Genomic DNA, 18,199 nt, shown 5'->3' with positions numbered 1-18,199 from the left:
TACCCGCTTTCCCGGTGGCCATCCGTGGCCGATCCGACACCGTGGGTCCGTGACCACTGTCCGGAAGGGGACCAGTACGCGAAGCTGCACAGCGCGGCATCAGCCGGTATGGTCCGGGCCTATGGGACAGGAGATGGCGGATGTCCGGCAGGACGTCGAGCGGTACGCACTCCGCAGCACGCTCCTCGCCCCAGCCACCGCCGAGCAGGCGTTCGCGGTGTTCACCGGGTCGCTGGCCGACTGGTGGGTTCGCGAATACACCTGGTCGGGGCCGGAGGCGCTGGCCGAGCTGGGGATCGAGCCGAGGGCCGGCGGAATGCTCTACGAGATCGGCCCGTACGGCTTCCGGAGCGACTGGGGCCGGGTGCTCACCTGGGATCCGCCGAAGCGGCTCGTCTTCACCTGGCAGATCGGCCCGGACCGGGTACCGGTGCCCGACCCCGCGCGGGCCAGCGAGGTGGAGGTGCTGTTCCTGCCCGACGGCTCGGGGCACACCCGGATCGAGGTGGAGCACCGGCACTTCGACCGGCACGGCCAGGCCGCCGAGGGCTACCGGGAGGCGCTCACCGCCGGCTGGCACGAGCTGCTCAGCCGCTACCTGGGCACGCTCGTCCGGTACGACGCCGGGCTCGGCTGAACCACCCCCGTCCCGCCGCCCGGCCCGCGTTGTTCACCGGGCGATCCCTCGGCCACCCGCACCGTCGACCACCGCCCGACCGCCGAGGTCCGCCCGGCGGCCCGCCTCGGCTCCGGCGCCGAAGCCGGTACCGGCCAGCCGGCGCGGTGCCGCGGTCCGCAGCCGCGGGTAGACCTCGGTCACCCGGCGCGCCACCCGGTCGGAGCGGTCGGCGAGGACCAGCGCGACCGACGGGGTACCCCGCTCGGCCACCGCACCCGCCTCGGCCGCCCGCAGCCGCTCCCCGACCACCCGGGCGAAGCCGGCCAGCCAGGAGCGACGGAAGGCGGCCGGGTGCTCACCGGCCGGTACGACCGTCCCGGACAGCCCGTGCGCGGCCTGCACCAGCAGCGAGGTGAAGAGCAGGTCGACCCGTTCCAGGTCGCTGGCGAAGCCGAAGAGGTGCAGGGCGAAGCCGTCGCCGTGCGCGCGGCGTACGCAGCGGCAGCGCAGCGGGTCGGCGACGGCGGCGAGCAGCCCCGCCTTGTCCCGCGCGTAGGGGGCGACGACGTCGACCACCCGGTCGCCGACCGGGTCGGTGGCCGGGTCGCGGGCGGCCAGCAGCGCCCGGTCGACGCCGTAGCGGGCGATCAGCTCGGTGGCCTTGGCGGTGAAGGCCGCCGACTCGGCGGGCGTGCAGGCCGGGTCCTCGGCCTTGGCCAGCAACTTGCGCACCTTGCTCAGCATCGCCTCGGACATGTCACCAGAGCTATCACACCGGCGAGATGGTCCACTGCGGACGAACCGCCGATACCATCACCACGCTCGGTTCCCTGTCCGCAACGCAGGGTCCACCCCCACCCCCTGGAGGCAACCGCATGGCATCCCCGGTCGCCCGCCTGACGGCAACCACGGCGGCGCTGTCGCTGCTCGTCCTCGGCTCCCCCGCCCAGGCCGCCCCCGAGACCAACCTGGGTGAGTCGTACGCCACCTGCTACGGCGGCGCGGTCCGCTCGTACTTCCAGACCGGCGGCTCGGGCGGCGACGCCGGCCCGTACCGCACCAGCACGCGGTGCAAGGACATCAACGTCCGCAACGCCAGCGAGTTCGGCGTCGAGGCGTGCGTGATCTTCATCGACAAGACGGACCAGTGCAACTACCGAACGTACCTGCCGTCGAAGTCCGACTTCATCCCAGTGGCGACCAAGGTCCGCGACGGGGTCCGGTTCCAGGTCCGCTTCGAGACCCTGCGTTACGAGTACGAGCCGCTGGTGGCGTACCACGCGTACTAGGCGGCACCCGGTGCGGCGCCCGGTCCGGGCGCCGCGCCGTCAACCGGCCCGGCTGCGCAGGGTGGCCACGGTCGAGCCGGCGAGGGTGAGCAGACAGTCCGGCAGCAGCCCGTCGGCGGCCGCCGCCCCGAACAGCGCCTCGCCGGTGTCTTCGTCGTGGTTGGCGTACGCGCTGACGAAGCGGGCCACCCAGCGGGTGTCGTAACCGGCCTCGTCGATCCCGGGAAAGTCCAGCGCGCAGGCGCCGGGCGGCGGCGGGTCACCGACCATGGTGGCGGCCAGGCACCAGGCCACCCCGTACGCCCCCGCAAGCCCGGACCGGTCGACCACGGCGTCGAACGTACCCACCACCGCGTCACCGTCCCCGGCCAGTGCCGAACGGAGCACGGCGGTCGCGTCGTCAAGCGTCTGGTCAGGTACTTCGGTCACCTGCCGCACAGTAGGAGGGCGGGTCAAGCGGTGACCCGGAACAGCCCGTCGGTCACGCAGCGTGTCTATGACGGCTGGCCGACGACTGCCGGTGGGCTCCACGCTCCCACCCGCCGCCCCGGCACGCTATGGTGCGCAGCGGAACTCCCCGAAGGTAAGGACGACCATGCTCGTAACACGCGGCCCGCGCGCTGCCATCCTGGCGGCCGGTGCGGCGTTCCTGCTCGTCACCAGCGCCTGCGGGACGACCGACAAGCCCGAAGAGACTGCCACCCAACAGGTGCGTCTGTACGGCACCGACGGCAACATGCTGAACTCCTTCGCCGGCGAGCTGAAGGAGCGCGCCGACCTGGTCGACGGCATGAAGGGCACAACCCCGCTGACGCCGCTGACAGATGACTTCAAGGAACGGCTACGGGCGGTCGACCCCAAGCTGACCGACTTCCTCTACTCCGCCGAGGCCTACGACGCGGTGATGATCAGCGCGTTGGCGGCACAGCTCGCCGGCAGCACCGCCCCGGCGGCCATCGCCAAGCAGATCGTCGGCGTGACCACCAACGGTCAGCGCTGCTCGGACGCCAAGAGCTGCCTGGCCCTGGCCCGCGACGGGCAGGACGTGGAGTACCGCGGCGCGTCGCTGACCCGGGCCGGATTCACGGACGAGGGCGAGCCGGCGACCGCCAGCTACGCGACGCTGCACTTCGACGCCCAGAAGATAAACGACGCGAAGACCGAGTTCGTCGGTGCGGGCTTCGAGACCGCGGCGAGCACCAAGACCCCGCCGAAGCCCAAGAAGCAGCGCGGTGGCAAGAACGACCGCAGCGACGGCTCCCCGCTGATCCTCGGCGGCCTGCTACCGAAGACCGGTGACCTGGCCCTGGCCAACCCGCCGATCGCGGCGGGCGCGGCACTGGCGCTCAAGGAGATCAACGCCGCCGGCGGCGTGCTCGGCGAGCCGGTGGTCTGGATCGACGGCGACGACGGCACCAGCCCGGTGGTCGCCAAGGCCACGGTCGCCTCGCACATCCGCAAGAAGGTGCAGGTCATCATCGGTGCCGGTGCCTCCGGCATCTCCAGCGCGGTGCTGCCGGACGTGGTCGACGCGGGGCTGATCCTGTTCTCCCCGTCGAACACCGACTCGGGGCTGAGCAAGGCCGACGACAAGGGCCTCTACTTCCGCACCGCCCCGCCGGACAGCCTCCAGGGCCGGGCGCTGGCCGACGTGATACTGCGCGACGGTCCGCACAAGATCGTCGTGGTGGCCCGCAAGGACTCCTACGGTGAGGGCCTCCAGGAGACCGTCCGCGTCGAGCTGGAGCGAGCCGGCTTCGGCAGCGACCGGGTGAAGCTGCTGACCTACGAGCCGCCGGCCGACGGTGCGGGCGCCGACGGGGTCAACTTCGCCGGCACCGCGAAGGAGATCAAGAGCTACGCCCCCGAGGCGGTGCTGGTGATCGGCTTCGCCGAGTCCGCCGGGCTGATCCGGGCGCTGGACGACGCTGAGGTGCCGATCCGGCACTGAGCACCGACGACGACGGCCGCACCGGAGCATCCGGTGCGGCCGTCGCGCGTACGGGGTCAGCGGGAGCGGCGCCGCTCGAGGAACTCGGTCATCCGCCGCCGCTTCTCCTCGTCCTCGAAGAGCACCGCCTGGCTGACCAGGTCGAGGTGAGGGTGGGCGGCGGCCGGCGCGTCCACGGCCAGCTTGGTCAGCCGCAGCGCCAGGGCGGAGGCCTTCGCCATCTCGTCGATCAGCTCGTGCGCGGTGGGCAGCAGCTCGGCCGGTTCGGCGACCACCCGGTTGACCAGGCCGATCCGCAGCGCCTCCTCGGCGTCCACTCGCCGGCCGGTGAAGAGCAGCTCCTTGGCCCGGGCCTCGCCGATGAGCGCCGGCAGCCGGTAGGTCGCGCCGGCGCCGGCCAGGATGCCGAGCCGCACCTCGGGCTGACCGAACACCGCCCGAGCCGTGCACACTCGCAGGTCGCAGGCGTACGCCAGCTCGGCGCCACCGCCCAGCGCCGGCCCGTCCACGGCCGCCACGCTCGGCATCGGCAGCGCCCGGATCCGGGCGAAGGCCGCCTGGTTGATCGCGGCGAGGGCGTCGGTCCGGCCGCGTTCGCGCAGCTGGCCGATGTCCGCCCCACCGGCGAAGATCCCCTCCGCACCGCCGGTGAGCAGCAGCAGCCGGGGCCGGGCCTCCAGTTCGGCACAGACCTCGTGCAGCTCGCCGATCAGGTCGGCGTCGATGGCGTTGCGCTTCTCCGGCCGGTCCAGGGTCACCACCAGCCGGTCCGGCAGTTCCTCGATCCGCAGCCCGCTCACCGGCCCGCCCCTTCCGCGTCGGCCCTACGGCCATCCACCCAGCGGTAGAAGCCCTGGCCGGACTTCTTGCCGAGCTTCCCGGCGGCGACCATCTCCTCCAGCAGCGGCGGTGGCGCGAAGCGGTCACCGTAGGCGGCCTGGAGGGTACGGGCGATGTCGAGCCGGACGTCCAGCCCGACCAGGTCGGTCAGTTCCAGCGGGCCGACCGGGTGCCGGTAGCCGAGCACCATCGCCTTGTCGATGTCGGCGGGGGCGGCCACCTCGTCGGCGACCATCCGGATCGCCTCCAGGCCGAGGGTGACCCCGAGCCGGGAGGTGGCGAAGCCGGGCATGTCGCGTACGACGACGGGGTCCTTGCCCAGCCGGCCGGCGAGCGCGACGGCCGCGTCGGTGGTCTCCGGGGCGGTGGCCGGGCCGACCACGACCTCCAGCAGGGCCATCGCCCAGACCGGGTTGAAGAAGTGCAGCCCGAGGAAGCGCTCCGGCCGGGCCAGCGGTTCGGCCAGCCCGGCGATCGGGATGCTGGAGGTGTTGCTGCCCAGCAGCGCCGGGCGCAGGCCCTCGGCCTCGCACAGCACGGCGCGCTTCAGGTCGAGCCGTTCGGGCACCGCCTCCACCACCACGTCGGGCTCCGGCGCGACCTCGCTCAGCGCCGCCCGCAGGGTCACCCGGTCGCGCTGCCCGGCGGCCTGTTCGGCACCGAGCTTCCCGCGCTGCACCGCCCGGTCCCACAGCTCACCGAGGCGCGCGGCGGCGGCCTCCGACCGGCCCCGGTCCACCTCGACCAGTTCGACGGCGTGTCCCGCACCGGCGGCGACGTAGGCGATCCCGAGGCCCATCGTGCCGGCACCGACGACGACAAAACGACCACTCATGACGCTCCCTCGCTGCGTGCGGCGACGCGCGGGGTCTCCGCCGCGCCGTGCCGCTCGCTCCTGGGTGCGACCCTATGCAGCGACGCATCGGGCGGCATGCGTGGGGGATCGCCGGAACGGGTACAGACGGCCCTCGACGCCAAGGGAAGGACGTGGCACATGAGCCAGGCACCGGAGACCGTGGACGGCACCGGCACCACCGAGGTCGGGGAGACCGTGGAGACGCGCGGCGACGAGCGCGTCGACCTGCTCCGCGCGGACACCAACAACGACGGGAAGACCGACGTGTGGGTGGTGGACACTGACGGCGACGGCAAGGCCGACCTGTTCCAGTTCGACACGAACGGTGACGGCAAGGTCGACATCACGATGGTCGACATCGACGAGGACGGCACCCCGGACGAGGTGGTCGACGGCGACGGCGGGCTCCCGCCGGAGCAGCTGCCCCCGACCGTGCAGGTCTAGGCCGCCGCCGGGGCCCCGGTCCGGGGCCCCGGCGGCGCGCTCAGCCCGCCAGCCGCAGGGTGGCCAGGTAGTACGGGGCGTCCCGGTCGTCCACGTCGGTCAGCCGCCAGGCGGTGCCCCGGACCAGTTCGGCCAGCTCCTCGGCCGAGCAGACGAGGTAGTCGAACCAGTCGGTGCCCAGCTCGCGGTAGCGCAGCCGCAGCCGCAGCTGGCCGCCGAGCCGGCCCCGCTGCCGGTTGAGCTCGTGGTAACCGGTGTGCACCGGGTCCGTCGTGCCGTACGGGTCGGTGCCGTGCGCGACGATCTGCGCGCCGGGTGCGGCCATCGCGGCCAGCGCGGCCAGGAACGCCGCCGCCCGGTGCCGCCCCTCGATCAGGCCCAGGTTGTTGCCGAGCAGCAGGAACGTGTCGTACCGCCGGCCGTCGGCGACGTGCTCGTCGACCGTGCCGAGGACCAGGTCGCGCACCCCCCGGTGCCGGCACACCCGGAGCGCGCCGACCGAGGTGTCCAGTCCGGTCACCGGTACGCCGCGCTCCTGGAGCAGCAGCGCGATCCGCCCGCCCCCGACGCCGATGTCGAGCGTCGCGCCCCGGACCCGGTCCACGGCCCGGTGGTCGTACGGCTGCCAGTGCTCCGGCCCGTCGAGGTAGTGCGCGGCGGGCGCACCGTTGATCAGCCCGTCCTCCCGCTCGATGATCTCGATGACCGGCCGGGGCAGCCGCCCGCCCACCAGCGGGCGGGGGCCGATCCCGGTGTGCACCGCATACGCGTCGCGCAGCATCTCGCCGAACACGTCGCCGATCCTCACCTCGCCGGTCACGGGGTTCACGCTATCGGCGCGGCCCGGGCCTGTCGCGGTCGTATCCTTGGCGGCGTGACCGACCTGGACCGCCTGGCGGCGGAGAAGTACGTCCTGCTGACGACGTTCCGTAAGGACGGCCGGGCGGTGCCGACCCCGGTCTGGGCGGTGCGTGACGGCGACACGTTGGCGGTCTGGACGGCGGCGGACTCGGGCAAGGTGAAGCGGATCCGGCGCGACGGCACGGTGACGGTGGCCCCCTGCGACGTGCGCGGCCGGCCGCTCGGTGCGGCGGTGCCCGGGCACGCCGTGCTCTCCTCGCCGGAGGAGAGCCGCCGGATCCGCGACCTGATCAAGCGGAAGTACCGGCTGCTGGGCCGGCTGACCCTGCTCGGCAGCCGGCTGCGGCGGGGCGAGCGGGGCACGATCGGGATCCAGGTGACCGTCCAGGAGTGAGGGTCGCCGGCCCCGGACATGGTTCAGGGGCGGTGGATCGTCGCTGTCGCGACGTCCGCCCGCCCCTGAGACCGGAATTCTTCTCGGTGTCGGTCGGTCAGTCTCCCTGACGCTGCTGCGGGATCTGCCCCTGAAGCAGGGCCCGAACCTCCGACTCGCGGTACCGACGGTGGCCACCCAGGGTTCGGATCGCGCTGAGCTTCCCCGCCTTGGCCCACCGGGTCACCGTCTTCGGGTCGACACGGAACATCGACGCCACCTCGGCCGGCGTGAGTAGCGGCTCTGGTTCGTGCGTTCGCGATGCCATCGGTCACTCCTCCACATGTATAGACATCGGCCGGGGTCCCGCCGGCCGACGCGTCTCCCATGGTCCGGCTAGTCCCCGATGTCCGACATGGGCCGAACGGCCGAAGGTCCCTAGACGGACGGATGAACCATGCCCGATTTATCTGACTTTTACACGGCAGAAAGTACCTTATTCGGACTCATGATCACGGTTCGTGATGCGTCAACTACGAGATCGTCTCGTATCCGACAGCATTCCTGGGTGGATTCGTGGTCAGTTGCACCGCTCCAGCAGCTGCACCGCACGCCAGCGGGCCACCAGCCGGTCGTACGCCGCCGAGGCCTCCTCCGCCTCGCCCCGGGAGAGCCCCGCCAGGCCGGCCGCGACCAGCTCCGTCGAGTCGTCCGCGGCCAGCGTCTCGTCGGAGAGCAGTTGCACCAGGCCGCCGTAGTCCAGCTCCACCACCGAGCGCGGGTGGAACTCCTCCAGCCAGCGGGCGGCCTCCTCGACCGCCTCGGTGATCGGTGCCTCGCCGACCGACTTGCGCAGCACCGACAACGCCCGGGAGGACCGGCGACGGGCCTTCGAGATCTCCGTGCGGTAGCGCAGCGCCCGCCGCGCCGGGTGGGTGACCAGTTCCCGCTCGGCCGGCTCGAAGAGCACGAACCACCGCAGCGGTACGCCCCAGGTGGCGATCTGCTCGTGCAGCCGCGGCACCCCGTGCTCCAGCACCCGCGCCCCGCTGCGCCAGTCGTCGACGACCGCCTTGGCCTGCCCGGCCAGCACCGGCGGGACGAACGCGTCGGCGAGCACCGACGGCACCCCGTCGCGCGCGCTGAGCGCCGCCTCGGCCACCCGGATCCGCAGGTTCCACGGGCAGACCAGCAGCGTGTCGTCGGCCTCCAGCACGTACGCCTCGTCCGGCGGGTCCGGCAGCCGGGTCCAGCCCGCGCCGAGCGCCTCGATCACCGAGGTGCGCTGCCGCCCGGGGCCCTCCAGCGGGGCGACCGCCCGCCCCTCCCGCACGTAGCGCCGCCAGTACGCCTGGCGGTCCCGGTCGAAGGCGGTCAACGGCTCGTAGACGCGCAGGTAAGCAGCGAAGAGCGACGGCACGGTCGCGATCCTCCCACGAGACGGGGCCCCGGCGCCGTCAGCGCCGGGCGACAGGCGCGACGTGGACGGCAGTGCGGCGTGGACCGATATTAGGCTCAGCAGGACCGGCAGCATCCCGCCGGCGTCCACCAGGGCCGCGTCCCACAAGGGCGCACACCGACACAGGAGCAAGCCATGGGCGTATTCGCGAGCACCGACGACCCGGGATCGACCGGTCACGAACAGGTCGTGTTCTGCCAGGACAAGCAGACCGGCCTCAAGGCGATCATCGGCATCTACTCGACCGCGCTGGGCCCCGCGCTCGGCGGCACCCGGTTCTACCCGTACGCCAGCGAGGAGGCGGCGCTGGCGGACGTGCTCGACCTGTCCCGCGGCATGGCGTACAAGAACGCCCTGGCCGGGCTGGACCTGGGCGGCGGCAAGGCGGTCATCTGGGGTGACCCGGAGCAGATCAAGAGCGAGGCGCTGCTGCGCGCGTACGGCCGCTTCGTCGAGTCGCTGGCCGGCCGCTACTACACCGCCTGCGACGTCGGCACCTACGTCGCCGACATGGACGTGATCGCCCGGGAGACCCGCTACGTCACCGGCCGCAGCGTGGAGCACGGCGGCGCCGGCGACTCCTCGATCCTCACCGCCTGGGGTGTGTTCCAGGGCATGCGCGCCGCCGCCGAGCACGTCTGGGGCGCCCCGACGCTGGCCGGCAAGCGGGTCGGCGTGGCCGGCCTGGGCAAGGTCGGCAAGTACCTCATCACGCACCTGCTCGACGACGGTGCCGAGGTCGTGGCGACCGACGTCAACCCGAAGGCCCTCGAGTGGGCGCGCGCCACCCACCCGCAGGTCGAGCTGGTCGACGACGCCTCGGCGCTCGTCGCCGCCGACATCGACGTGTACGCCCCGTGCGCGCTGGGCGGCGCCCTCAACGACGACACCGTGCCGGCGCTGCGCGCCAAGGTGGTCACCGGGGCGGCCAACAACCAGCTCGCCCACCCGGGCATCGAGAAGCTGCTCGCGGACCGGGGCGTCCTCTACACCCCCGACTACGTGGTGAACGCCGGCGGCGTGATCCAGGTCGCCGACGAGATCGAGGGCTTCAACTTCGAGCGGGCCAAGCTGCGCGCCACGAAGATCTACGACACCACGCGGGAGATCCTGCGGCTCGCCGACGACGAGGGCGTGCCGCCGGCGGTGGCCGCCGACCGGCTGGCCGAGCGCCGGATGGCCGACGTGGGCCGGCTGCGCACCATCCACCTGCGCTGACGGTGGCTCCCCGGGGTGCGGGCACCGGCCCGCGCTCCGGGGACGCCCCCGAGTAAGCTGCATTCGGGAAGTTTCGCGGCGGTTTGTCCGGTGTCACGGCCAGCCCCGGCATCCACTCCTTACCGGGTACACTCGGTGACGGTCGGATCGCTGCGACGCGCAGGGCCGACTGACGGTAACCCGAGGTGCCGAACGGTGGCATCCCCATGTACCGTAAGAGCCACGAGAGATGCCTGACGTCATCGGGGCCCGCCTTCGGGCTGCCCCGCATTCTGTGCGAGGGGGTCGAGCCATGGGGCGCGGCCGTGCTAAGGCCAAGCAGACGAAGGTGGCCCGGGAGTTGAAGTACCACTCCCCGAACACCGACCTCACCGCCTTGCAGCGCGAACTGGCGGGTGCTGGTAAGTCTGAGCACAACTTCGACGACGACTACAAAGAGTATGTCGACGACGATGATGAGGATCACGCGGACGACGACCCGGACACCTGGGTTCCTCCGACCCGCTGACCTCCGGTCGCATCTGAGCACGCGGTAACTCCCCGCGTGCTCACGCATGTGCCCGACAAAGCGGCGCCATACCGACGATCAGGGACCTCGCCCCACCGGAACGCTCTCCGGCCGGCCGGCAGGGTCCCTGATCTCGGCCGGTCAGCGCGGGCGGTTGTTCCAGTTGTAGAACGTCGGGATGTTCTCGAAGTGGTTCCATGCGCAGACCGCGCCGGCGCCGTCGGAGCCCGACACCTCCGCCCGTGACCGGCGCGCGGCCTCGGCCTCGTGGAGCAGGGCGGTCAACCCCGGGGCGGCCTGCCTGACCCGGTCGACGACCGGCTCGGTGACGGCTCTCCCGACGTGCTCAGGCTGCCGGTGACTCGTGGTCTCGGGCATGCTCCAACACTCCCTCCAGTAGGCGGATCTTGCTGTTGCGGCAGTGCTCGGTCTCCGTACCGTCGAAGCGCCCCTGCTCGAAGTAGCGGTTGGCCGCGTGCCCGCCGCCACAGAAGCCGAAGTACGCGCACGACGACCGGCAGGCCTCGACCCCGGTCAGGAACTCGCCGACCCAGGGCGTGCCCGGCGCACCGGCCAGGATCTCGGCCAGCGGGGTCACCAGCACGTTGCCGCTGCTGAAGTCGCCGTACCGGGGATCGGTGAAGCCGGCCAGCTCGGGCGAGAGCACGGTCACCGAGCCGTCGTGGCCGATGGTGGGGATCGGGTCGAGCTGCCGCGGCAGCAGGTCGTCCGCCGCGCCGTCCAGCACCGCCGCCGCGTACCGCAGGGACCACTCCACCTCGCGCAGGTGGATGCGGGGCGCCCGGCGCCAGGCGGCCACCAGCTCCGCCCAGAAGGCGGTCACCGCCGCCGCGTCGTGCGCGTTGCCCCGGACGTTGACCCCCTCGGTCTCCTCGATGTTGACCCCGAGCACGTCGCAGCCGAGGTCGAGGAAGTAGTCGTACAGCTCGGTGGCGTAGCCGGGGCCGGGCCGGCTCACCACGGCCAGCGCCGAGAACGGCAGGCCGTGCCGGCGCAGCGTCTCCACGCCACGCACGATCCGGTCGTACGCCGGCCGGCCGGCCCGGGTCACCCGGTCGCCGTTGCGCTCCCGGGGGCCGTCGACGCTCACGCTGACCCGCACCCCGTGCTCGGCGAAGAACGCGCACCAGGCGTCGTCGATCAGCGTCGCGTTGGTCTGGACGTGGTGCTCCACCTCGGGCCCGAACGGCGCGATCAGGGCGGCCAGGTGCTCCCGGCCGGCCGCGAGGGGCTCCCCGCCGTGCCACACCACCGAGAACCGGCCGCTCGCCGCCCACGGGTTGACGCAGGCGGCGACCGCCTCGGCCACCGCCACCGGCATCCGCCGGTCGGCGGCACGGAACGGCAGGTAGCAGTAGACGCAGTCCAGGTTGCAGAGCGTCGTCGGCTGCATCACCACGTACGAGGGGACTCCGGCGATGCCCCGCATTCCCGTCACGGACTGTGCCCGAGCAGCCATCGGCCCTCCTCCCCCGTGCCTGAGGCCCTTCAGGCTAGGCGGCGATGGCCACTCGGGTGAAGCCCTGATCAGGTGCCCGGATGATCAACGCTGCGTGATCACCCGCGGGTGTGCTGGCCGATCATCTGCACGTTGCCGGTGCCCTCGATGATCTCGCCGGCCTGCCAGGCGTCGACGCCGCGTCCGGTCAGGGTGGCCAGCGCGCGGTCGGCGTCCTCCGCCGAGACGATCGCGAACATGCCGACGCCCATGTTGAAGGTCGCCTCCATCTCCGGGTCCTCGATCCGGCCCTTGGACTGGATCAGGTCGAAGATCGGCTGCGGCTTCCAGGTGGACCGGTTGACCACCGCGTCGACGTGCTCCGGCAGGACCCGCACCAGGTTGCCCGGGATGCCGCCGCCGGTGACGTGGGCCAGCGCCCGCACCTCGGCCTCGGCGATCAGCTTGAGGCAGTCCTGCGCGTAGATCTTGGTCGGGGTGAGCAGCTCCTCGCCGAGGGTCCGCTGCCGGCCGAAGTCCTCGATCACCACGTCGAGCCGCATCCGGCCCGCGCCGAGCAGCACGTGCCGCACCAGCGAGTAGCCGTTGGAGTGCAGGCCCGAGGAGCGCATGGCGATCACCACGTCGCCCACCTCGACCCGCTCCGGGCTGAGGATGTCGCTCTCCTCCACCACGCCGACGCCGGTCGCGGAGATGTCGTACTCGTCGGGGCGCAGCACGCCCGGGTGCTCGGCGGTCTCGCCGCCGAGCAGGGCGCAGCCGGCGTACCGGCAGCCGTCGGCGATGCCGGCCCCGATCTCGGCGACCTTGTCCGGCACGACCTCGCCGGTGGCGATGTAGTCGAGCAGGAACAGCGGCTCGGCGCCGCAGGCCACCAGGTCGTCGACGACCATCGCGACCAGGTCGATGCCGACCGTGTCGTGGATGTCCATCTGCTGCGCGATCACCAGCTTGGTGCCCACGCCGTCGGTGGACGAGGCCAGGATCGGGTTCTTGTACTTCTTGGTGTCCAGCCGGAACAGGCCGGCGAAGCCGCCGAGGTCACCCATGACCTCCGGCCGCCGGGTCTGCTTCACCTTGGACTTCAGCAGCTCGACCGCGCGGTCGCCCGCCTCGATCGACACACCGGCGTCCGCGTACGAGACCGAGCGTTTGCGCGCCGTGCGGCCGGAGCCGGCCGTCCAGGGCTGGCGGTCGCCGCCGGCGCCCGTCGGGCTGCTTCCTGCGCCGCTGCGCTCGGACACGTGCGTCACGGTTCTCCCCTTTGTGGTTCTCCGTGCCGCTCGGGGTGCCGGGCGGCGCCGGGTGGTGCTACGGGTGGACGGTCGCGCCGCCCGGAGTGGCGACGAGCGGTGGGGCGGTGTGCCCGAGGTCGTCGGAGGGCGAGTTCGTGACCCGCCGCCCCACTCCTTCGAGCACGTGCTTGCCGATCAGGTTCCCGGCCGGCAGCTCGATCGGGTACTCCCCGTCGAAGCAGGCGCGGCAGAGCCGGGTCTTGGGCTGCTCGGTCGCGGCGATGAGACCGGGCAGCGAGACGTACCCGAGGGTGTCGGCGCCGATCGAACGCCGGATGCCCTCGTTGTCCAGCCCGTTGGCCAGCAGCTCGGCCCGGGTGGCGAAGTCGATGCCGTAGAAGCACGGCCAGTTGACCGGCGGCGAGGAGATCCGGACGTGGACCTCCAGCGCGCCCGCCTCGCGCAGCATCCGCACGATGGCCCGCTGGGTGTTGCCGCGCACGATGGAGTCGTCGACCACCACCAGGCGCTTGCCCCGCACGTTCTCGCGCAGCGGGTTGAGCTTGAGCCGGATGCCGAGCTGACGCAGGGTCTGCGACGGCTGGATGAAGGTGCGCCCGACGTACGGGTTCTTCATCAGGCCGGCGCCGTAGGTGATGCCGGACTCCTCGGCGTACCCGATCGCGGCCGGGGTGCCCGACTCCGGCACCGGGATCACCAGGTCGGCCTCGACCGGGTGCTCCTTGGCGAGCTGGCGGCCGATCTGCACCCGGGCCGAGTGCACGTTGCGCCCGGCGATGGTGGCGTCCGGGCGGGCGATGTAGACGTACTCGAAGAGGCAGCCCTTCGGCTCCGGCGCGGCGAACCGGGCCGAGCGCAGCCCGTCGGCGTCGATCGCGATCAGCTCGCCCGGCTCGACCTCGCGGACCACGCTGGCGCCGACGATGTCCAGCGCCGCCGTCTCGCTGGCGACCACCCAGCCGCGCTCCAGCCGGCCGAGCACCAGCGGCCGTACGCCGTGCGGGTCGCGGGCCGCGTAGAGCGTCGACTCGTCCATGAAGACGAAGCTGAACGCGCCCCGCAGCTGCGGCAGCACCTCCAGCGCGGCGGCCTCCACGGACAGGTCCGGCCGGCCGGCCAGCAGCATGGTCACCAGCGAGGTGTCGTTGGTGGCGCCGTCGGCGACCAGGCCCCGCTCGGCGACCTCCTTCTGCAGCTCGGCGGTGTTGACCAGGTTGCCGTTGTGGGCCAGCGCGATGGTGGTGCCGGAGGTGGTGGACCGGATGGTCGGCTGGGCGTTCTCCCAGGTCGAACCGCCGGTGGTGGAGTATCGGGCGTGCCCGATCGCGACGTGGCCACGCAGGCTGGCCAGCGTCGGCTCGTCGAAGACCTGGGCCACCAGGCCGAGATCCTTGTAGACCACGACGCCGGACCCGTCGCTCACCGCGATGCCGGCGGCCTCCTGGCCCCGGTGCTGGAGCGCGTAGAGACCGAAGTAGGTCAGGTTGGCGACCTCTTCGCCGGGGGCCCAGACACCGAAGACGCCACAGGCGTCCTGCGGACCGGGTCGTTGGGGATCAAGGTCGTGGCTCAGCCGGCCGTCGCCTCGGGGCACCCTGCCGCTCCCTCATGCTGGTCTGGACTGGCCTGGCGGAATCAGAGGCGCTGATTCGCACTCCTCGGCCGGGACCACTGTCGTCGCCTGACAGTGTACGCGAATGGAAGTCGATACAGATAGTCACGATTTGGCTCCAGCGCGTCACCGAAGCGATCGTGGAACCGCTGTTAGACAGGTAGATGCTCCGAGAGGTCAGCTCGGTTCCCACTCACCCGTACGCGACCCTCGGTGACCGCCTGCGTCCAGGAGAGCCGCCCGGTGGCCAGCGCCAGCCAGGTCGGCGGATCCATCTCCACCACGTTCGGCGGCGTGCCGCGGGTGTGTCGGGGGCCCGGAAGGCACTGAACTGCACCGTAAGGTGGGACACGCACCTCCACCGATCGGCCGGGGGCGCGCTCCGCGAGGGCGGTCAACAAGGCACGGACCGCCTCGCGGTACACCGGCCGTTCGGGCGTACGCCCCTCGTCGAGCGCCGACAACGCTGCCGCGACCGCGGCGGACTTAATGTGCGGAGAGGACACGACGGGACGATACGACTCGACGACACCCGCCCTGACGCTGGCCCTGGGTCGCGCTGATCCGGTCAGACAAGGCATAGTTGCCGACGGCGTATTCGTACCGTGATGATCCCGGGCCCGCCCGGCCCGGGGAATCAGTCCGGAAGGCGGTGGACGTGTCAACACACCGACGTGCCTGGAAGCAGCGGGCCGGTGTGGTCGTAGCGCTGGTTACCGGCGCCCTGCTCACCGTCCCCGCCACACCGGCGTCCGCAGCCAAGATCACCTCTTCGGACGACTCGGTCACCATCGACGCCGGTCGCAGCAGCCGCATCAGTGTCCAGGTCAATCCGGACGACGGCGAGACGACGGCGAACGTCAGCGTCACCGGTCTTCCGCAGGGCGTCAGCTGCGGCGGCTGCGGGGAGGTCAGCTTCGGTCTGGTTCCCGGGCCGCAGCGCGTGACGCTGACCCTCTCGGCCAGTGGCGACGCGCCGGCGGCCAACGGAACCCGGGCGACCGTGCGCGTCGAGGGTGAGGGCGGCTCCGATTCCAAGCCGCTGAGCGTGACCGTGAAGGCCAAGGCGGCCCCGCCGACCACTCCGCCGCAGGACCAGACGGTCAAGTCGATCTCCGGCAAGGTGGTGGTGGCCGCCAACGGCGACGCCGTCCCGAACGCGATCGTGATGCTGCGCGACTCGCAGAACCACCAGTACCAGACCACCAGCGACGGCAGCGGCAACTACCGCTTCACCGGCTCCAGCTCGCAGCCGATCAGCCCCGGCCGGATCGACCTCGGCGCCACCAAGGACAACATCCAGGCGACCAAGACGCTCAACGCGAGCGCCGGGGACAGCCTGAGCGGCCAGCGGATCTCCCTCGCGCTCAAGGTGGAGGTCTCCCCGAGCGCGACGCCGTCGGCGACCGAGGAGCCGCCGCCCACCGAGGAGGCGACCGACGAGGCCGCCGACGAGAGCGTCGAGGCGGCTGCTCCCGGGCAGTCCCAGGCCGCGTCCGACGACGGCGGCGGGGCCGGCTCCTTCATCATCATCCTGCTCGGCGGCCTGCTCGTCGCGGCCGGCGTCGGCACGATCGTGCTGCTCTGGATGCGGCGCAAGAACGCCGACGAGGAGGACGACGACGCCCCGGCCGGTGCCGCCGCCGCGGGCGCGGTGCCCGGCGCGCGGGGCGCCTTCCGAGGGGCCGACGACCAGACCCGCGTGGTCAACCGGGTCGGCGCGGCCGGACCCGACCCGACCATGGTCGGCGGCACCTCGCTCAGCGACGCGCCGACGATGATGCACCGCCCGGTCGTGGACGACGTCCCGCCGGACCCGTACGGCGCTCCGCCGCAGGCGTACGGCGCCGCGGGCGCCGCGCCGGGCGGCTGGGCCGGCAACGGCTACGGCGACGAGCCCGCCCCGGGCGGGTACGGCCAGCAGGGCGGCTACGGTGCCGCACCCTCCTCCGGCGGCGGCTACGGCAGCCGGGACTACGACGCCCCGGCCGGCGGGCCCGGCTACGCCGCCGGAAACCCGGGCGGCGGCTACGGCGAGCGCTACGACGAGCCCACCGGCCGGTACACCGGGGAGAGCACGGGCGCGTACGCCCCGGCCGCCGACCCGTACCCGACCAGCACCTACCAGCCCGAGCAGGGACACGGCTACGGCGAGCCCGACCCGGCACCGTACGGCCGGGGCCAGGAACCGGCCGGCGGCTACGGCGGCGGCAACGGCTACGGCGGGCAGGGCGGCTACGACGCCGGCGCGCCGCAGCAGGGCTACGACAACGGCTACGGCGCTGCCCCGGCTGCCCCGGGCGGCTACGACCAGCAGGGCGGCGGCGGATACGGCGCTCCCCAGCAGGGCGGGTACGACCAGCAGGGCGGCGGGTACGACCAGCAGGGCGGCGGCGGGTACGGCGCACCCCAGCAGGGCGGCTACGGCCAGCCGGGCGGCTACGACCAGGAGCCGCCGCAGCAGCGCAGCGGCGGTTACGACGACCGCGGCTACGACCAGCAGCAGGGCGGCGGCTACTACGGCGACCAGGCCCAGGCGGGCCGGGCCCGACCGGACGCGGCGCCGCCGCAGCAGGAGCGCGGCGGGCGCCGCCTGGACTGGCTGGACGACTGACCCGCACGAGCGACAGGAAAAGGGCCGCCCGGATCACCGGGCGGCCCTTTTCGCAGGTCTGCTCAACCGGCGGAGAAGACGCCCTGACGCAGCACCGGCACCACCGCGGAGACGCCGATCTGTACGGCGACCTCCACGTCGCCGGCGAAGCCGCCCTCGATCAACTCCCGGCCGGAGACGCAACCGCGCACCGCCGCCGGAACGTCGGGGGTGCTGGCCAGCGCGGCGAGCGCCATCGCCGCCTCCACGGAGAGCCCACCCGGTACGTCGGAGATGGCGTCCAGCACGCTGGCCGCGCCCAGCTGGTCCTCCACCGACGGGCGCAGCGAGCCGTCCGGCCAGCGTTCACCGGCGGCCACCACGCCGACCGGGGCGTCGGCCGAGCCGTACCCCTGGTGGCGCAGCCAACGCCCGACGGCGCGGGCGTTGCGCAGGCACGCCGCTACCACCGGCATGCCGGTGGCGCTGGCGGCGGCGCTGATCGCGGAGCCGTTCGGCGACGGCAGCACCAGGTCGGTCACGACCGGCGCGGTGCTCAACGCCGCCGGTGAGAGCGACCACGGGTGCTCCGGGGTGGTCTGCCGGCGGCCCACCGCGGCGACCGCGCCGACCCGCCGCGCGTATTCCGCCGCCTGCTCACCCCAGGGGAACGGGTGCACCCGCATGCCCCGGCCGACCGCCACCTCGACGGCGGTGGTGAACGAGAGCACGTCCACCACCACCAGTACGGCGCAGACCCGGCCGAGTTCGGCCGCCCCGGTCAGCCCCCAGTCGAACCGGGCGCCGGCGCCAGGTTGGGCATGGACGGCCGCCGCCACC

21 protein-coding genes are annotated in these 18,199 nt (G+C 72.8%); 8 read left to right on the top strand and 13 right to left on the bottom strand.

The window, feature by feature from the left end; genetic code table 11:
* Positions 1 to 121 precede the first annotated feature (121 nt).
* Positions 122 to 637, top strand: a complete 516-nt coding sequence (locus ACSNN7_RS13430) for an SRPBCC family protein (RefSeq protein ID WP_436681075.1) — start codon at positions 122 to 124, stop codon at positions 635 to 637.
* A 33-nt stretch (positions 638 to 670) separates the two neighbouring features.
* Here the strand turns inward: ACSNN7_RS13430 and ACSNN7_RS13425 are convergent, their stop codons facing one another.
* Positions 671 to 1,375, bottom strand: a complete 705-nt coding sequence (locus ACSNN7_RS13425; RefSeq protein ID WP_436681074.1) for a DUF2786 domain-containing protein — start codon at positions 1,373 to 1,375, stop codon at positions 671 to 673.
* Positions 1,376 to 1,494: 119 nt separating this feature from the next.
* Between ACSNN7_RS13425 and ACSNN7_RS13420 the strand changes: the two genes are divergently transcribed.
* Entirely contained in the window at positions 1,495 to 1,908 is a 414-nt protein-coding gene (locus ACSNN7_RS13420) for a hypothetical protein (protein ID WP_436681073.1), read from the top strand.
* Between the two features lie 39 nt (positions 1,909 to 1,947).
* On the opposite strand, the gene ACSNN7_RS13415 is transcribed toward ACSNN7_RS13420, so the two are convergent.
* Entirely contained in the window at positions 1,948 to 2,337 is a 390-nt protein-coding gene (locus tag ACSNN7_RS13415) for a hypothetical protein (RefSeq protein ID WP_436681072.1), read from the bottom strand.
* 166 nt (positions 2,338 to 2,503) lie between these two features.
* Here ACSNN7_RS13415 and ACSNN7_RS13410 point away from each other — a divergent pair, with 166 nt between their 5' ends.
* Complete coding sequence (locus ACSNN7_RS13410; RefSeq protein ID WP_436681071.1) at positions 2,504 to 3,859, top strand: ABC transporter substrate-binding protein; 1,356 nt, start codon at positions 2,504 to 2,506, stop codon at positions 3,857 to 3,859.
* 56 nt (positions 3,860 to 3,915) lie between these two features.
* On the opposite strand, the gene ACSNN7_RS13405 is transcribed toward ACSNN7_RS13410, so the two are convergent.
* Both ACSNN7_RS13405 and ACSNN7_RS13400 read right to left on the bottom strand, forming a co-directional pair.
* Positions 3,916 to 4,659: an enoyl-CoA hydratase/isomerase family protein gene (locus tag ACSNN7_RS13405; protein WP_436681070.1), complete on the bottom strand. Its 744-nt coding sequence runs from the start codon at positions 4,657 to 4,659 to the stop codon at positions 3,916 to 3,918.
* Positions 4,656 to 5,534 (bottom strand): 3-hydroxyacyl-CoA dehydrogenase family protein, encoded by an 879-nt coding sequence (locus tag ACSNN7_RS13400; RefSeq protein WP_436681069.1) that lies wholly within the window; start codon positions 5,532 to 5,534, stop codon positions 4,656 to 4,658. The genes ACSNN7_RS13405 and ACSNN7_RS13400 overlap by 4 nt, the downstream gene beginning before the upstream one ends.
* Before the next feature lie 159 nt (positions 5,535 to 5,693).
* Between ACSNN7_RS13400 and ACSNN7_RS13395 the strand changes: the two genes are divergently transcribed.
* Entirely contained in the window at positions 5,694 to 5,999 is a 306-nt protein-coding gene (locus ACSNN7_RS13395; protein ID WP_436681068.1) for a hypothetical protein, read from the top strand.
* Positions 6,000 to 6,039: 40 nt separating this feature from the next.
* Here the strand turns inward: ACSNN7_RS13395 and ACSNN7_RS13390 are convergent, their stop codons facing one another.
* Positions 6,040 to 6,819, bottom strand: coding sequence for a class I SAM-dependent methyltransferase (locus ACSNN7_RS13390; protein WP_436681067.1), 780 nt, complete (start codon positions 6,817 to 6,819; stop codon positions 6,040 to 6,042).
* A 54-nt stretch (positions 6,820 to 6,873) separates the two neighbouring features.
* Here ACSNN7_RS13390 and ACSNN7_RS13385 point away from each other — a divergent pair, with 54 nt between their 5' ends.
* Positions 6,874 to 7,254, top strand: a complete 381-nt coding sequence (locus tag ACSNN7_RS13385; RefSeq protein ID WP_436681066.1) for a PPOX class F420-dependent oxidoreductase — start codon at positions 6,874 to 6,876, stop codon at positions 7,252 to 7,254.
* 97 nt (positions 7,255 to 7,351) lie between these two features.
* Here the strand turns inward: ACSNN7_RS13385 and ACSNN7_RS13380 are convergent, their stop codons facing one another.
* Together ACSNN7_RS13380 and ACSNN7_RS13375 are read right to left on the bottom strand one after the other, a co-directional pair.
* Positions 7,352 to 7,561: a BldC family transcriptional regulator gene (locus tag ACSNN7_RS13380; protein WP_007073996.1), complete on the bottom strand. Its 210-nt coding sequence runs from the start codon at positions 7,559 to 7,561 to the stop codon at positions 7,352 to 7,354.
* A gap of 252 nt (positions 7,562 to 7,813) precedes the next feature.
* Positions 7,814 to 8,653: a hypothetical protein gene (locus ACSNN7_RS13375; RefSeq protein ID WP_436681065.1), complete on the bottom strand. Its 840-nt coding sequence runs from the start codon at positions 8,651 to 8,653 to the stop codon at positions 7,814 to 7,816.
* A 174-nt stretch (positions 8,654 to 8,827) separates the two neighbouring features.
* On the opposite strand from ACSNN7_RS13375, the gene ACSNN7_RS13370 reads away from it, so the two are divergent.
* Both ACSNN7_RS13370 and ACSNN7_RS13365 read left to right on the top strand, forming a co-directional pair.
* Positions 8,828 to 9,910: a Glu/Leu/Phe/Val family dehydrogenase gene (locus tag ACSNN7_RS13370; RefSeq protein WP_436681064.1), complete on the top strand. Its 1,083-nt coding sequence runs from the start codon at positions 8,828 to 8,830 to the stop codon at positions 9,908 to 9,910.
* 292 nt (positions 9,911 to 10,202) lie between these two features.
* Positions 10,203 to 10,418 carry a DUF3073 domain-containing protein gene (locus ACSNN7_RS13365; RefSeq protein WP_088976875.1) on the top strand — a complete coding sequence of 72 codons (216 nt, stop codon included), beginning with the start codon at positions 10,203 to 10,205 and terminating at the stop codon, positions 10,416 to 10,418.
* A 141-nt stretch (positions 10,419 to 10,559) separates the two neighbouring features.
* Here the strand turns inward: ACSNN7_RS13365 and amcA are convergent, their stop codons facing one another.
* The 5 genes from amcA to ACSNN7_RS13340 form a co-directional block, all read right to left on the bottom strand.
* Complete coding sequence (gene amcA, locus ACSNN7_RS13360; RefSeq protein ID WP_436681063.1) at positions 10,560 to 10,796, bottom strand: multiple cyclophane-containing RiPP AmcA; 237 nt, start codon at positions 10,794 to 10,796, stop codon at positions 10,560 to 10,562.
* Positions 10,765 to 11,868: a cyclophane-forming radical SAM peptide maturase AmcB gene (amcB, locus tag ACSNN7_RS13355; protein ID WP_436681090.1), complete on the bottom strand. Its 1,104-nt coding sequence runs from the start codon at positions 11,866 to 11,868 to the stop codon at positions 10,765 to 10,767. Before amcB ends, amcA begins: the two co-directional genes overlap by 32 nt.
* Before the next feature lie 128 nt (positions 11,869 to 11,996).
* Positions 11,997 to 13,151 carry a phosphoribosylformylglycinamidine cyclo-ligase gene (purM, locus tag ACSNN7_RS13350; protein WP_334456329.1) on the bottom strand — a complete coding sequence of 385 codons (1,155 nt, stop codon included), beginning with the start codon at positions 13,149 to 13,151 and terminating at the stop codon, positions 11,997 to 11,999.
* Positions 13,152 to 13,209: 58 nt separating this feature from the next.
* Positions 13,210 to 14,748, bottom strand: a complete 1,539-nt coding sequence (gene purF, locus ACSNN7_RS13345; RefSeq protein WP_436681062.1) for an amidophosphoribosyltransferase — start codon at positions 14,746 to 14,748, stop codon at positions 13,210 to 13,212.
* Positions 14,749 to 14,918: 170 nt separating this feature from the next.
* On the bottom strand, positions 14,919 to 15,272 hold the full coding sequence (locus ACSNN7_RS13340) for a sterol carrier family protein (RefSeq protein ID WP_436681061.1): 354 nt from the start codon (positions 15,270 to 15,272) through the stop codon (positions 14,919 to 14,921).
* Positions 15,273 to 15,424: 152 nt separating this feature from the next.
* Here ACSNN7_RS13340 and ACSNN7_RS13335 point away from each other — a divergent pair, with 152 nt between their 5' ends.
* Positions 15,425 to 17,380, top strand: a complete 1,956-nt coding sequence (locus ACSNN7_RS13335; RefSeq protein ID WP_436681060.1) for a carboxypeptidase-like regulatory domain-containing protein — start codon at positions 15,425 to 15,427, stop codon at positions 17,378 to 17,380.
* A 62-nt stretch (positions 17,381 to 17,442) separates the two neighbouring features.
* On the opposite strand, the gene ACSNN7_RS13330 is transcribed toward ACSNN7_RS13335, so the two are convergent.
* Positions 17,443 to 18,198 carry a 2-phosphosulfolactate phosphatase gene (locus ACSNN7_RS13330; RefSeq protein WP_436681059.1) on the bottom strand — a complete coding sequence of 252 codons (756 nt, stop codon included), beginning with the start codon at positions 18,196 to 18,198 and terminating at the stop codon, positions 17,443 to 17,445.
* Position 18,199 lies beyond the last annotated feature (1 nt).

The sequence above is a fragment of the Micromonospora sp. URMC 105 genome (assembly GCF_051386295.1).
In the GTDB taxonomy this organism is placed as follows: Bacteria; Actinomycetota; Actinomycetes; order Mycobacteriales; family Micromonosporaceae; genus Micromonospora.
The sequence above is the reverse complement of the archived record's forward strand: the minus strand, read 5'-3'. Positions and strand labels throughout refer to the sequence as shown.